General features: G+C 39.8%; 16 protein-coding genes. 7 read left to right on the forward strand and 9 right to left on the reverse strand.

The features are described from left to right. Window positions 1-2: 2 nt before the first annotated feature. The 8 genes from mltG to rrtA all read right to left on the reverse strand — a co-directional run bounded on the left by mltG (window position 3) and on the right by rrtA (window position 7,448). Complete coding sequence (mltG, locus tag HKN88_04755) at window positions 3-1,022, reverse strand: endolytic transglycosylase MltG (protein ID NNC97363.1); 1,020 nt, start codon at window positions 1,020-1,022, stop codon at window positions 3-5. Next, on the reverse strand, window positions 1,015-1,845 hold the full coding sequence (locus tag HKN88_04760; GenBank protein ID NNC97364.1) for an aminotransferase class IV: 831 nt from the start codon (window positions 1,843-1,845) through the stop codon (window positions 1,015-1,017). Before HKN88_04760 ends, mltG begins: the two co-directional genes overlap by 8 nt. Continuing rightward, on the reverse strand, window positions 1,842-3,272 hold the full coding sequence (locus HKN88_04765) for an aminodeoxychorismate synthase component I (protein NNC97365.1): 1,431 nt from the start codon (window positions 3,270-3,272) through the stop codon (window positions 1,842-1,844). The genes HKN88_04760 and HKN88_04765 overlap by 4 nt, the downstream gene beginning before the upstream one ends. A gap of 19 nt (window positions 3,273-3,291) precedes the next feature. Beyond that, on the reverse strand, window positions 3,292-4,536 hold the full coding sequence (fabF, locus tag HKN88_04770) for a beta-ketoacyl-ACP synthase II (protein ID NNC97366.1): 1,245 nt from the start codon (window positions 4,534-4,536) through the stop codon (window positions 3,292-3,294). 143 nt (window positions 4,537-4,679) lie between these two features. Continuing rightward, entirely contained in the window at window positions 4,680-4,913 is a 234-nt protein-coding gene (gene acpP / locus HKN88_04775) for an acyl carrier protein (GenBank protein NNC97367.1), read from the reverse strand. 129 nt (window positions 4,914-5,042) lie between these two features. Next, entirely contained in the window at window positions 5,043-5,789 is a 747-nt protein-coding gene (gene fabG, locus HKN88_04780; GenBank protein ID NNC97368.1) for a 3-oxoacyl-ACP reductase FabG, read from the reverse strand. Between the two features lie 35 nt (window positions 5,790-5,824). Then, a complete protein-coding gene (gene fabD / locus HKN88_04785) occupies window positions 5,825-6,802 on the reverse strand; it encodes an ACP S-malonyltransferase (GenBank protein NNC97369.1) in 978 nt (325 codons plus the stop codon). A 7-nt stretch (window positions 6,803-6,809) separates the two neighbouring features. Continuing rightward, on the reverse strand, window positions 6,810-7,448 hold the full coding sequence (gene rrtA / locus HKN88_04790; protein NNC97370.1) for a rhombosortase: 639 nt from the start codon (window positions 7,446-7,448) through the stop codon (window positions 6,810-6,812). Between the two features lie 96 nt (window positions 7,449-7,544). Here rrtA and gspG point away from each other — a divergent pair, with 96 nt between their 5' ends. Genes gspG through HKN88_04825 form a run of 7 tightly spaced genes read left to right on the forward strand, consistent with a single transcriptional unit; the run spans window position 7,545 to window position 12,471 of the window. Continuing rightward, complete coding sequence (gene gspG / locus HKN88_04795) at window positions 7,545-7,988, forward strand: type II secretion system major pseudopilin GspG (protein NNC97371.1); 444 nt, start codon at window positions 7,545-7,547, stop codon at window positions 7,986-7,988. 54 nt (window positions 7,989-8,042) lie between these two features. Next, the gene (gspH, locus tag HKN88_04800; GenBank protein ID NNC97372.1) at window positions 8,043-8,582 is read left to right on the forward strand and encodes a type II secretion system minor pseudopilin GspH; all 540 of its coding nucleotides are present in this window, start codon (window positions 8,043-8,045) and stop codon (window positions 8,580-8,582) included. Further along, complete coding sequence (gene gspI, locus HKN88_04805) at window positions 8,572-9,045, forward strand: type II secretion system minor pseudopilin GspI (GenBank protein NNC97373.1); 474 nt, start codon at window positions 8,572-8,574, stop codon at window positions 9,043-9,045. The genes gspH and gspI overlap by 11 nt, the downstream gene beginning before the upstream one ends. Window positions 9,046-9,052: 7 nt before the next feature. Continuing rightward, window positions 9,053-9,763, forward strand: a complete 711-nt coding sequence (gene gspJ / locus HKN88_04810; protein NNC97374.1) for a type II secretion system minor pseudopilin GspJ — start codon at window positions 9,053-9,055, stop codon at window positions 9,761-9,763. 1 nt (window position 9,764) lies between these two features. After that, the gene (gspK, locus tag HKN88_04815) at window positions 9,765-10,772 is read left to right on the forward strand and encodes a type II secretion system minor pseudopilin GspK (protein ID NNC97375.1); all 1,008 of its coding nucleotides are present in this window, start codon (window positions 9,765-9,767) and stop codon (window positions 10,770-10,772) included. Between the two features lie 7 nt (window positions 10,773-10,779). Then, window positions 10,780-12,000 carry a hypothetical protein gene (locus HKN88_04820; protein NNC97376.1) on the forward strand — a complete coding sequence of 407 codons (1,221 nt, stop codon included), beginning with the start codon at window positions 10,780-10,782 and terminating at the stop codon, window positions 11,998-12,000. Between the two features lie 12 nt (window positions 12,001-12,012). Further along, complete coding sequence (locus HKN88_04825) at window positions 12,013-12,471, forward strand: hypothetical protein (protein NNC97377.1); 459 nt, start codon at window positions 12,013-12,015, stop codon at window positions 12,469-12,471. A gap of 19 nt (window positions 12,472-12,490) precedes the next feature. On the opposite strand, the gene HKN88_04830 is transcribed toward HKN88_04825, so the two are convergent. Further along, the coding region (locus HKN88_04830; GenBank protein NNC97378.1) for a hypothetical protein at window positions 12,491-14,551 on the reverse strand (2,061 nt) is incomplete at its 5' end.

Below are 14,551 nucleotides of genomic sequence, written 5' to 3' on the forward strand. Positions count from 1 at the left end.
GACTATTTATTCTGTTTACGGTAATTTCGTAAATATCGCTGTACAGCTAGTTGATGCTCGGCAAGCGACTCGGAAAAATAATGTCGTCCATCACCGTCTCCAGTCGCTACAAAATACAGTTTTTTATGTTGTTCGGGGTTAAGCGCCGCCATAATTGCATTTTTCCCGGGCAACGCAATGGGCGTGGGAGGAAGACCCGACCGGGTATAAGTGTTGTATGGAGTATCGGTTTGCAGGTCACGTTTGCGTATATTGCCCGTATATCTGTCACCCATGCCATAGATAACGGTGGGATCGGTTTGCAAACGCATACCAATCCTCAGGCGTGAATTAAACACTCCTGCGATAGTTGCCTGTTCATCAAACACCCCCGTTTCCTTTTCTATTATTGAAGCCAGTATCAGTGCTTCGTAGGGTGTTTTAATCTCGATATCCGGATTTCGATTTTCCCAGGCAGCTTTCAACACTTCCTGCATGGCATTAAAAGATTGTTTCAAAATAACGCGATCTTCTGTGCCTTTTGCAAATCTATAGGTTTCGGGTAGAAACTGCCCTTCAGGCGTCACATCAGCTTGACCGATCGCCAGCATAATTTCAGCATCGCTCTTGTCTTTCAAGCTTGGAATGATGTTGGAATTATTGTGTAAAAGAGCGAGCATTTCACGAAAAGTTAAGCCTTCAGGTATGGTGATCTGTTCCAGAACAACTTTACCCTCCACCAATTTTATTAATAACTCAGGAATATTTAACTTGTTATCGAGAACGTATTGCCCTGCCTTAATCTTGTGAGCCTGATTTTGCTGTTTAGCGTGCAAACGTATTAATAAGGCATTGCTAATAATTCCGTCGTTTTCCAGTCGTCTGGCCACAGCATTCAAGGTATCGCCCTTTTTAATGTTCAGGGTGTAATTCTCACTCGTAGCAATATTCAATGGCGACACCAGGGCGTCTTGATACCATACATATAATCCGGCGCTTAGCAGAAGAACGACAAGTAGCAATCCACCAAATAGTTTACCCATGCTTGAATTCTCGAGGTAATAAGGTTCTTATTTTTGCGATAAGAGGATGCTTAGTGTTCTTACTATGCGAGTTTTGACCAGCATCAACCAGTGTGTGCACTGGCCACAAACCGATCAAGGCGTTGCTCAAAAACATGGTGTCACAAGAATTCATTGTGTCTATAGTAACAGGTTCGATTTGCACAGTAATACCACATGATTTCATTTGCTGTATCAAATAAGCGCGCATCACACCCGCAACTCCACCGCCCTGTAGATCGGGTGTAATAATTTGGTTTGCCTTAATCAGGAAAATATTGGTTTTTGTGCCCTCAACTACGAAATCATTGTCGTCTTTGACAAGAATCTCCGCATATTGATCAGACAGATATTTGGACTGGAGTTGTTCGTAAGCACTACGCTCGGTCGACTTGATCCCCCCGGACATCGCATCCAATACGAGCGATTCTTCTGGCAGGAAAGTCGCAATACCAATTGTCCAATTGCTCGCAGGATAGCTTCTGGGATTTTCCACACTCAGAAATCGATCTACACGATTGGAACTCATTGAGTGAAACACCTGGTACTTTGCCAGTCCGTGTTCAAAGTCAGGCATTAGTGATATATCTGATCGAAACAGTGCCGCAATATTTGACTTGATATTTTGAATCTTTGCGCTGTGTTTTAATCTATTCGCATGATAATTGAGTAATGGAATCTTATTATTAATCCAAAGCATAGTTTCAAAAAAACCTGATACGCCTGTTTCATGCAAGATTTCCTCCGAAGCACCCCTAAACATCTCGACAGAAACTTCATTGGCATTTATCCAGTATTTGTTCATTGAGAGAATTCATTCAATGCTTGTAGCATGCCTTTGGCCTTGGCACGAGTTTCCAGCACCTCATTATCCGGATCTGAGTCATACACTATTCCGCCACCGGCTCTAAAACTGATCTGATCAGCCTGGATCTGGATCGTTCGAATCAGAATATTCATGTCCATATTGCCATTATGATTCACATAACCCATAGAGCCGGTGTACGCTTCGCGCGGTTTTTTTTCCAACTCCGAAATAATTTCCATACAACGCACCTTTGGGCAACCAGTAATAGTGCCTCCTGGAAAAACAGCTTTAAGTGCCTGTCCCGGGCTTACATTCGGTTTAAGATTTCCGCTTACATTAGACACAATATGATGCACATGTTCATAAGATTCGATTACCATTAGCTCATCAACCTCTATGCTTCCAGGTTCGCATATGCGACCCAGATCATTACGTTCGAGGTCAATGAGCATCACATGCTCGGCTCGTTCTTTTGGGTGCTTGAAGAGCTCGCGTCGCATCAGTTCGTCTTCATTTAGGAGCTGTGTGCGTGGGCGAGTACCGGCGATCGGACGTGTACTGGCTTTATCGTTATCTACCTTTAATAGCCTTTCCGGAGACGAACTCATAACGATAGCATTGTTGTGATACATCAAACCCGCAAAAGGGCCGGGATTTGATTCACGCAACTTACGGTACAAATTTGCAGAGTCCAGGGGCTTACTGATTTCTCCATGCCATGCACGTGACAAATTAGCCTGGAATATATCGCCGGCGTAAATGTATTCCCTGGTTTTCTGGATAGATGCCCGATAAATATCCGGGTCTTCTACTTTAAGTATTGAAACAGAATTTATATAAGTAGATGGATTGCTCACATCAAGATTTTCTTGACCTTTAAGCATCTGGAGTAATTGTTTAAATTCTGTTTGAAACCCGACTTCAGCCACTAAGTAACTGGTTTTTTCTACATGGTCTACAATTACAGCTACTGGGATGCGGCAGGCGAATGCAATTGGCAATCCATTTACTTGATATTGCTGACTATGAAATTCAACGCTGGGTTCTATTTGTTGTGCAAGCTCATATGCCAGATATAAAAACCAGCCACCAAGAAACGGAAGCTTATGCTCGTTGTTAATTGTCTTATGTTGTTCTTCCCAAATCTTGTCAAATGCGTCAAGAAAATCGTTAGAGGCGTGCTCCAGGGGTTTGTCATAAGACAGCTTATTATCGGAACCCAGTGTTAAGATTTTTTGGGGATAGGCGAATAGAATGCTATAACGCCCAAGCGATGTACTCTGCTTTCTAAACCCGGTGGGACTCTGTTCATCACGCGCATAGCATGAGCCATGTGCCGCACTGTCTAGAAGATACGGAAAAATATTCGTATCGGTATGTTGTAGTTCGATTAGATCCAGTTCATGTTCAAACCGGTGCAGCAATTCGGGCAATTCAATAAACTCAGTTAAAACGTTTCAGGATAAGTGTGCCGTTAGTGCCGCCAAAACCAAATGAATTATTCATGGCCTGGTCAATTTTCATTGAGCGCGCTGCATTTGGCACATAATCAAGATCACAAAGCGGATCAGGATTTGCATAGTTAATAGTTGGAGGCGCAACCTGGTCACGCAATGCCAGTGCTGTAAAAATTGCCTCTACCGAACCAGCCGCACCTAATAAATGACCGGTCATGGACTTGGTCGAGCTGACTGCCAGTTTATAGGCATGTTCTGAAAAGGCACCTTTGACCGCATCTGTTTCAGCTTTATCGCCTACCGGTGTAGACGTGCCATGTGCATTTATGTAATCAATACTTTCCGGCGCAACACCCGCATCACGCATCGCCGCTTGCATACATCGTTTGGCGCCATCACCATTCTCTGGTGGTGCCGTCATATGGTGTGCATCACCACTCATTCCGAAACCGGTGACTTCTGCGTATATTTTTGCACCACGTTTTTTGGCGTGTTCAAGTTCTTCCAATACCAAAATGCCGGCTCCGGAACCCATGACAAAGCCATCGCGTTCGGCGTCCCAAGGACGACTTGCAGCTTCAGGATCATCGTTGCGTGTTGATAATGCCCGCATGGCACCAAAGCCGCCCAAGCCTAATTCTGTCATGGCACTTTCCGCACCACCGGCGATCATCACATCGCACTCGCCGTATTGAATGCTACGGGTCGCAAGACCAATGCTGTGAGTGCCCGTAGTACAGGCTGTAACCAATGCCAGATTCGGGCCTTTGATGCCGTAACGAATGGAAAGTTCGCCGGCGATCATGTTGATAATGCTACCTGGAATAAAGAAAGGTGAAATTCTTCGCGGGGAGCCATTTTTATTCAGGATCAAGGTGTTTTTTTCTATCGCACCTAGACCACCAATACCGGAGCCAATAATAAGACCACTGCGCTCTGCCAATTCACCTTCAAAGTTCAGTCCCGAGTCCTGAATGGCATCCATCCCTGCTGCAATGCCCAAATGCACAAAAGGATCGAGCTTACGAGACTCTTTGCTGTTGAGATATTTTTCAACATCAAAACCGGAAACCTCACCGCCAATTTTGGCTGGATAGTTCTCGACATCAAATGCTTCGATTCGGGAGATTCCACTACGTCCGTTTTGAATTGCATCCCAGGCAGAATCCAGAGTGGATCCAACTGGAGAAACTATTCCCATTCCGCTAATTACTACACGACGTTTAGACATAATTCACCTTTAACTTCTGTGCTGTTCAAAATACTTGGAATTACAATTGTAAATTGATTAAATCGACTCACATATAAAAACCGTCGCAACTTATGCAGTTACAACGGCTTCAAATTCTGTAACAAACAGGGTTTAGCTGGTTATTAACTCGAATGACTTTTTACGTAATCAATTGCCAATTGAATGGTTGTGATCTTTTCAGCTTCTTCGTCAGGAATTTCTGTATCAAATTCTTCTTCGAGAGCCATCACCAATTCAACTGTATCAAGTGAATCTGCACCCAGATCATCCACAAAAGAAGCATCGTTGTTTAATTGATCTTCTTTAACACCTAACTGTTCTGCGACAATTTTCTTGACGCGTTCTTCTATACTCATTGAGTTATATCCTCTGCTATTAATAAAATCAGCAAAATTCCTTACGAGGGTAATTTTGCAGCGCGTATTGTATCAGGAAATACAGGCACTGCATGGCATAAAATCAAACGCTTGTATGATTAAAACCAATTAAATCATATACATACCACCATTCACATGCAGGGTTTCACCCGTAATATAGCCTGCTTCGTCAGAACACAAGAAACAGACTGCGTTGGCTATATCCGCGACTTGCCCCATTCTGGCCAACGGGATCTGAGACAATAAGCCCGAAGTCTGTTCATCATTCAATGCGTCGGTCATGTCTGTTTGAATATAGCCAGGAGCTACAGTATTGACCGTAATGCCTCTCGAACCAACCTCTCGCGCCATGGATTTGGCAAAACCCGCCATTCCAGCTTTAGCGGCTGCGTAGTTGCTTTGTCCGGCATTTCCCATGCTCCCTACGACCGACGAAATATTTACAATACGGCCGCTTCTGGCCTTCATCATGCCGCGTAAACAGGCCTTACTGGTCCGGTAAACGGAACTGAGGTCTGTGTTGATAATATCGGACCATTCTTCCTCAGACATACGTAATAGCAAGTTATCCCGAGTGATTCCCGCGTTATTGACCAGGATTTGAGGAGCTCCCTCTTGTGATGATATCTCCTTGACCAGTTTTTGCACTGCATCATTATCTCTGACATCCAAAATTGCACCCCGACCAGTTATTGCTTTATCACTAAAAAGTGCCGAAATATTATCTGCCCCTTTTTGCGAGGTCGCAGTACCGATCACAGTTGCTCCGCCCGCCCCAAGAGCATTGGCGATTGCGGCTCCAATGCCCCTGGAAGCGCCAGTGACTAATGCTATTTTGTTACTAAAATCATGCATGGTGTGTAATCCTGTTTATAAAATTTATTTTGACCTTACGCTTTGCCAGCAAATGCTTCTTGTAGAATCAGTAAACTATTGTTATCAAACAATGGAAAAGCCGTAAGGTCTCTGGAAATTCTTTTTTGAAGACCGCTCAATACTTTACCGGGGCCACATTCAATTATTATTTTAGTACCCGATGCTTGTATTTTTTGCATGGACTCAACCCAACGCACTGGATTATGCAATTGCCTGACCAGCACTTTTTTAATGTCTGTTACCTCGCGATGTGTTTCTACATCAGTGTTATGAATTACAGGTATCGATGGCACATTGAATTCTATTGAATCTAGCCGGTTGGCCAGTCGCTTTGCCGCCGGAATCATCAACTGACAATGCGATGGCACACTGACTGGCAAGGGCAAAACGCGACGTGCGCCTGATTCTTTGAGTACCTCTTGGGCTTTTTCAACCGCAGCTTTTTCGCCGGCAATCACGACTTGGCCAGGGGCATTGAAATTCACCGCTTCTACGATCCCTACTTCGGCAGCCATTGCACAACCCTGTACGACCTCTTCATCGTTCAATCCCAAGATCGCTGCCATAGCGCCTGTGCCCGCTGGTACCGCATCTTGCATGCATTGACCGCGATATTCAACCAGCTGCAATGCATCACCAAAACTCAATACCCCAGCCGCAACAAGAGCCGAATACTCTCCCAGACTATGACCAGCCAAATACGCAGGTAACTTTAAGTTATTGCTTTTACAGTGTTGTAGCCATACACGCCATGCCAGCACGCCGGCAATCAACATGGCCGGTTGTGTTATTTCAGTCTGGTTTAATTTCTCAAGCGGGCCAGATTGAATAATTCCACCAATATCATAGCCGAGACATTCATCGGCCTCTTGCAATATATTATCGAGTAACTCTGAATGTCCAGACCATCCATCGAGCATAGCCAGACTTTGCGAACCTTGTCCGGGAAATACCACAGCATAATTATGAGATGAGTTTTCAGGATTAGTCATATTATTCTCATTTGTTAGAATGGGTGAATTTGAACAGAAATAAGGCCCAGATACAACCGGTAATTGCACCATATAAATGGGCGTTAATAACAACTGACCCACCACTTGCGGACTGTGTGAATGGCAATGACCCAATTATTTGCTCATACACAAGCTTGCCCACAAGCCCTGTGAATAACACAAAATCTTCAACTCCAAATTCTGAAGTGAATTTATAGATTCGTTTGAGCAATGAAAACCCTAGTGCGCTGGCAAGCAGACCATGCAATACTCCTGACATACCTAAATACCATTGCAATTCCGGATAGAAAACCATCAAACTCAAAGAAACGCCAAAACACAGCACGAGAAAACTTGCGAGCCAGATTTTTACAGTAAAGCAGTCAGCGTACATGAGAAAGATCAAAACAAGCGCAAGCGCATTGACAATAAAATGACTCCAGCCCAAATGAACCAGATGTGCTGTCATCAACCGCCAATATTCATGGTTAACATGAAAATCGGATTGATAACGTAAGAGTTGTCGTCCCGCATCACCCTGAAATTCGAAACCTACGCCAACTGCGAGGAGAAAACCGCAAAAAAGCCATACCATCTTGTTTGATGTCATCGCAATAGGACCCCTTACTTTGCTGCCATAACCCATTTATAGTTTCCAAGTATTTTTCATATGTGCTGAACTATTTGCTATCATACCAGCCTAATTAAAGGTATTTTTTTAGATTACAAAAGCAGAGAAATCATGAATCGTAAAATCATCAATTCGCAAAAAACCAATTATGGATTTACCCTGATTGAAATGTTAGTTGTTGTAGCCATAATGGCCACATTAATGGCGCTGATTGCTCCAAGATTCATTGAAAGGGCAGAAGAGGCAAAAGTGACTGCAACTGTTGCACAACTTCAACAGATCTCTACTGCTCTAGATATGTATAAACTCGACAACTCGACATATCCAACTATTGATCAAGGACTCCAAGCCCTTGTAGAAAAACCTTTCGGCAGTCCAGAACCCAAGAACTGGAAACATTATCTGAATGAAGTACCCCTAGATGCCTGGAAAAATGAAATTTATTATGTTTATCCAGGTGAGCATGGAGTCTATGACCTCTACAGTCTTGGCGCGGATGGTCAGCAAGGGGGCGAAGGATCGAACGCAGATATTGGAAACTGGACCCAAAATTAAGATTTAAATACAGACCGTCATGATAGGATTATCAGGCACAATCAAATGACACGAATGTCAAATATCAGATCAGGTTTTACCCTGATCGAATTTCTTACCGTAATTGTGATTCTCGCAGTCGTTGCTGGAATGGTGAGTATTGCAATTCAAGGCGATCCAAATCGCCTATTGGAAAATTCTGCGCGTAAATTCATAGCCGAATTTAATTTAGTTACTGAAGAGTCCGCATTACTCGGAAATGAGTATGGCTTGCAAATAAATGACAATGCCTACCGTTATCTGCATTGGGATCAAATCAAATGGCAAACACCACAAGATCCTGCGATGGCGACATTACTATACTTTCCGGACGAAATCACTCCCGAACTAATTCTGGATCAAAACTCGGTATTGTATTTAGAAACAGAAGACAATCAAGGCATTGATTTCAGCGAGAATGAAAAAGAAATTGAACCACCTCAGGTATTAGTACTCTCAAGTGGAGAAGTTACCCCCTTTACCTTAATACTCAGAACTGTATACAACGATGACTATATTTCTATTGATATTGACAGTCTCGGACGTGTAAAACTCACGTTTCATAATGAAATTTGATCGTTCCAAAGGTTTTACGCTCATTGAAGTGGTTGTCGCCACCTTCATTGTCGGTTTGGCGCTGGTCGCACTGGCTGGAACTGTACAAAATTTGACCCGACAAACCAGTCTGGTTAAAGAAAAATACGTTGCCGACCTGGTTGCAAATAATGTGCTTGCCGAGCTACGACTCGCCGGCCAATGGCCAGAAATTGGCGAAAACAGTGATGTAGTTGAAATGGCTAGCCAAAGCTGGTTTTACGACACTAAAGTTTTTGCAACGGATGTAGAGCAATTACGGCGCATTGAGGTCAGCGTGGGTCTGGATGATGAGCTTAAGCAGACTCGCGCAACTTTGATAGGATTTATCAGTTCCAGCCCAACCGTGACGGCGCAACCTGTTGAGTGGGTTAAATCTCAAGAACAAGATAATCAAGCGAGATTTCCTGACGATTTAAACCCGCTACAAAATTCTGGGAATTAATAATCGCATGCAACCCAAATCATTACATCGCAATATTGTAAAACTGGCTCCAAACATATCTGGTTTCACCTTATTGGAAATACTACTCGCTGTGTTTATCTTTGCATTAATATCTATCGGAGCTTATAAAGTTTCCAGCATTTCACAACAAAGCGCTGAGCTCATGCTTAATGCACAAAACAGGTTGCGAGATGTGAGCATCAGTTTGGAAATGATCGAAAAAGATTTTACCCAAATATCCGCCAGAAACTGGCGCGACCCATTTAGTAATTTATATAACTCGTCGCTTTCTACTGATCCGTCTGAGGCATACGTCGTGCAATTAGTACGCGGTGGCTGGAAAAATCCATTGAATATTGCACGCTCGGAGTTGCAATTAGTTCGATACCGTTTACAAGATAAAGTCTTAATTAGAGAGCATGCGCTGCATGTAGACAACCTCGGTTCACTGGAATTCACCAAGACTGAGTTAGTGACAAATGTAAATTCTATTAGTCTTACATTTTTCGATCAAATCAAGCGTAGTGATGCAAATCAGGCAGCTGACACTAATAAATGGCCCCCGATAAGCAACAATCCAGCTCCCACTCAAAATAGTGACGGCTCTAATGTACCCTTACCATCCTACCCCTTACCGATTGCAGTTGAAATCAGACTAGACTTAGAAGATTATGGTGAAATCTCTAAAATTATCAATCTACCTCCTGCCGGCGCATGACATGAATTTTAATTATGTAAATATAAATCGCCAAAAACAAAATGGCGTTGCGCTTATAGTAATTCTATTGATTGTAGCAATCGTTGCTGCGCTCGCAACACAAATGCACTGGCAACACCGCATTAGCTTGAAGCGAATCGATAACCTGTCTACGCTTTCCCAAGCTCGACAATATGCAATTGGTGGAGAGAACTGGGCCAGAGAAATATTGCTGGAAGACCTTAAAGAGTCTACAAATGACAATTTAAAAGAACTTTGGGCGGAACCATTACCACCCTTACCTATTGAAGGAGGGGCAATTCAAGGTCAAATGTATGATTTACAATCCCGTTTTAATTTAAATAATCTGATATCAAAAGACGGCAAGATAAATAGAGATTCTGTTGCACAATTTAAACGATTATTACGATCCCTTGAGATTGATGAAAATTATGCAGTAAGTATTGCTGATTGGATTGATTCTGATAATTATCCGGAATTTCCCGGGGGCGCTGAAGACTCAAGTTACAGTTCATTACCAGTTCCCTATCTGACGGCAAATCAGTACATCACAGATATATCTGAATTGATGAACATTAAAGACATGAACAAATCCGTATATCAGCAATTGAAGCCATTTGTTGCTGCATTACCGGTTGAGACCTCAATTAATATAAACACAGCCAGCGCAGAAGTCCTGGTCTCTATCAATCAACAAATAAGTACCAGTGATATAGACTCAATTATTAGTTCAAGAGAATCCAGCCCTTTTGAGTCTGTTGATGAATTTTATCGAATGCTCAATTTAGATAAACCCGACAATTCCGATGCACTTGATATTCAAAGCGAATATTTTTTAACTGAAGTTGAAGTATTATTGCATGATAAAATATACAGACGTCATATTTATCTTTTTAGAGACTCACAATCAGGAAGCGTAAGCGCTTATCAGTATACACACTCGCCAACTGCGTTAAATATTGAGCAAAACAACAATGATCAGAACAACTCGAAAATTGAATCCGGTTAAATAGAATATGAAACACTACATCTTTTTAACAGAAAATAAATCAAACCGTGGAATATATTTATACCTGCGTAAGAATATTATCGTGCACGAGCCACATGAGTTGAATATTGGTGAAATCTCCTCAATACCAAATGATGAAAAGCTTTGCCTGGTTTTGAGTGATCAACTTGTATCAAAATTTAATTTACAACTAAAAGCAAAAAATCAATCGCAGTTACTGAAAGCAGCAAGTTTTGCAATCGAAGAAAAACTTCCTGAAAGGATAGATAATTATCACGTCGTTATTCACAAAAGTTCAAGTGATAAAGTGTGGGTACGCGCGATTAAGAGAATAAAACTTGAGCAAATTCTGAAGCAATTACAAGAGCATAATCTGACTCCAGATTCGGTAATTGTTGAATCCGATTTATTTGCAAAAACAACACCTGCGCTATTATTCAATTCTACTGAAGCAACACTTTGTGGCGCGGACCTTCCACAAAGCTACCAATTTGATGCGTCACTTGTACCCATGATAAGTCAAAAAATATATGGCTTACTAGATGCAAAGAATGAAATACAATTAATTTACACAGAAACAAACCAACTACAAGTTGAGGCTTTTGAAAATCAGTCTCCAGAAAATATTCGCATTAAGAAAATAATTAAAAATGATGAATATTACAAAACCATATGTAGGCAAGATGAATCTGCAGTAAATTTGCTGCAAGGCGATTTCGCAAGTCAAGCTGTCACAGGACCCGATGAATCAATCTGGAAATACCCGGCTTGGTTAGCTTTAGCAGGAATACTTATTAGCAGTGGAAGTCTAATTGCACAAAACCTGATTCAAAATAACCGAATTTCCAAACAAGAAATAAAAATAAAAGAACAATATGCATATTTATTCCCTGATGCGAGCAAACCCTCTTCTCTAATAGATTTGCAAAATAAAATTAAAATCAAAAAAAAGCAATTTAATAGCCAAAGTAATAAAACTTCAATGCCAATCGACCCATTAACCTTATTCGATCTTTTTGCTAACATTTCAAAAACTTCAAGCATGCAAATATTGGGTATTAATATTGATCAAAATCTGGCTGAAATTTTAATTTCTGCTAATGATGTAGATTCACTTAATAAAGTAAAATCAATTATTGAAAAACAACTCCCCGATGGAATTAGTATGTCTATGGATTCAATAAATGCGAAAAATGATGTGTACCACGGTAAAATAGTCATTAGATAATGGAATTGAATAATGAATAATTTAAAAGAATATTTTCATCAATTGGAATCGCGCGAAAAATTAATATTAATAATTGCGATGGTATTAATCCTGACAGTGGTCTTTAAATTATTCATTTTTGATACACTTAGCAATCAGCAAATAAACCTATCAAAGCGTGCATCACTGGCAGCAAATTTACAATCAGAGATAGCTAAAATTACCACTAAACCATTGGCAGCAAATGCACAGCAAGAATCAAATTTGTTAATAAATGATTATCTAAAAAACCATGCGATAACAGGCAAGATCAAGCAAATTAGAAATACTGCTAAAGGTGAAAAACAATTAGAAATTGAAGGTATTGTTTTCGAAAATTTGGTTAGCTTGCTGGACATATTGCAAAATAATGACACACAATTGTCTGGATTACAGATCAAGTCGAACACTAGCCCAGGTACAGTAAATGCAACATTAACTTTCGCAAACTAAATATATAAAAATTGAATAATTATTTCGTTAGACTATCAAGATAAATTCCACTCACAGATAATATTTCAACACTTTGTTTAACTTGTAAATTTGTATTTTTTGTTAAATCTGCTTCACTCAGTAGTGTCAAAAGACTTTTGGTATATTTGCTCAACATCTCAGATCCAACCTCGCCAAGGTACACTATAAATTTATCATTTTTTCGAGATTTTTCTACGTATGTTGCAACTACATGGTGACCAAAAATATATTTTATTTGATCGCCAAATCCTAATAGCTGAATTCGCTTAAGCAAATTATTACCGCGAAATTGATTTCGATCTATTGCAAATTCAAGTAATTTTATATCTGCTCCAACAATTTCTGCTCTTTCTATTTCGTCCCTCAATATTTGTATAAATGCTTCTGTATTATGTAAACCTGTTACCGAATTAAAATAATCATTCCAGTTGTACCTTTGCTTGTCAATTATTGCTTGCTGCATGCTTACCATCTGTAAAAAAAGCATATCAATATCAGATTCAATTGCACTTAGCAACTTAACATCACGTTTTTGTATAAACAATTGTGCCAAGGTGGTTTGCGAGATTAATTCCTTCTTGTGCAGAATTCTATCTATATCTTGTAAAACCCCTACGGAAATCTCAAAAGATGTGCCATTAAGTTGCTGTTGATATCTTAAATAATCACAACCGGATATAAAACATAATTGATCAAGAAACTTACGAACGATTGTTTGATATGAATTTAATTTGGTCAGATCTGTTGCATACTTATTATAGTTATTTATAAATGCTTCTTTATTCTTTTGCACAATTGCAATACTTTTTCTTTTTTGACGATTTTGCGCATAGAAATATATATACCCAAAAAAAGTGATAAAACTCGCAAAGTAAAGTAAATATGCAAGTTGTGATTTCCAAAATGGAGGTGATATTGAAAATATTAATGATATTTCAGTTGGGCTTTGCAATTGATTCGCATTAAAGGCTCTTAACTTAAATTCATATTGCCCGCTATTCAAATTAGTATATGAAACATTGTTTTCGTTTGTCTTTTCACTCCATGATTTATCAAACCCACTTAGCTGATATTGAAAACGATTTGAACGTGGTGACTTAAAATCCATATAAGAAAAACCAAAGCGCAAACTATTTTCATTATATGAAAGTTTAGTTCCAGATTTAATTTTTCTTAATAAGTTTGGTTCGCCACTTACATTCAACAATTTAACCGATCGCATGCGAGGAGTAATATTGTTTAATATTGGTATCTCAATGTCGCTATCAAATACATTAAATCCTTTGTCGCCACCAAAATACAAGCGTGAATTTTCAACATCGTGGTAAGAAGATTTTTGAATATTAATACTGTTAAATACCCCATCTTCCTTTACAAAATAATCAAACGTAGACAAGTCTTTTTTCGATGCTTTTAGTAATCCATTCGTCGTGCTTAACCAAAAATATCCATTTGCTTCTTCAATGGATAAAATATTATTGTCGGGAAATTCACTGTATTCAACTAAAATTTTTTCGGATGTAACGCGATATAATCCGCGTTCTGTTGCAATCCAAGCATGACCTTCTTTGTCAAAGTAAAAGTCATTAATTGCAAATGATAAACGGCTCATTAACTTATTATTTAATAATGAATTATTAGTAAGTTCTTTATTATCATCTGAAAATGAAATAACTTGCCCGCCACGAGGATATCCAAGCCATAAGGTATTTTCACGGGCATTATATTCCATAGCCACTATCCAGTTATCGTTCAACGCATTAATCTCAGACTCACTATTAAAAACATTTACAGCTTCAAAAGTTTTTTTATCCACAACGATTAACCCGTAAAAGGTACCTATGTATAAATATTTATCCGAAATCGCCATATCTAAAACAGATGTTTCAATATCAAATATATTATTTAAGTTATTAGTCAATATATAAGTTAAATCTGTAATTACTCCTGTTTCATGTAATTGATAAAGTCCACTTGCTGTGCCTATTAGTAATTTTTCATTATTAACTAATAATTTATAAGCTAATTTATACTGATTTTTTACGAGAACGGGTGATAG

Source organism: Gammaproteobacteria bacterium, from assembly GCA_013001575.1.
Taxonomy (GTDB): Bacteria; Pseudomonadota; Gammaproteobacteria; order Steroidobacterales; family JABDMI01; genus JABDMI01.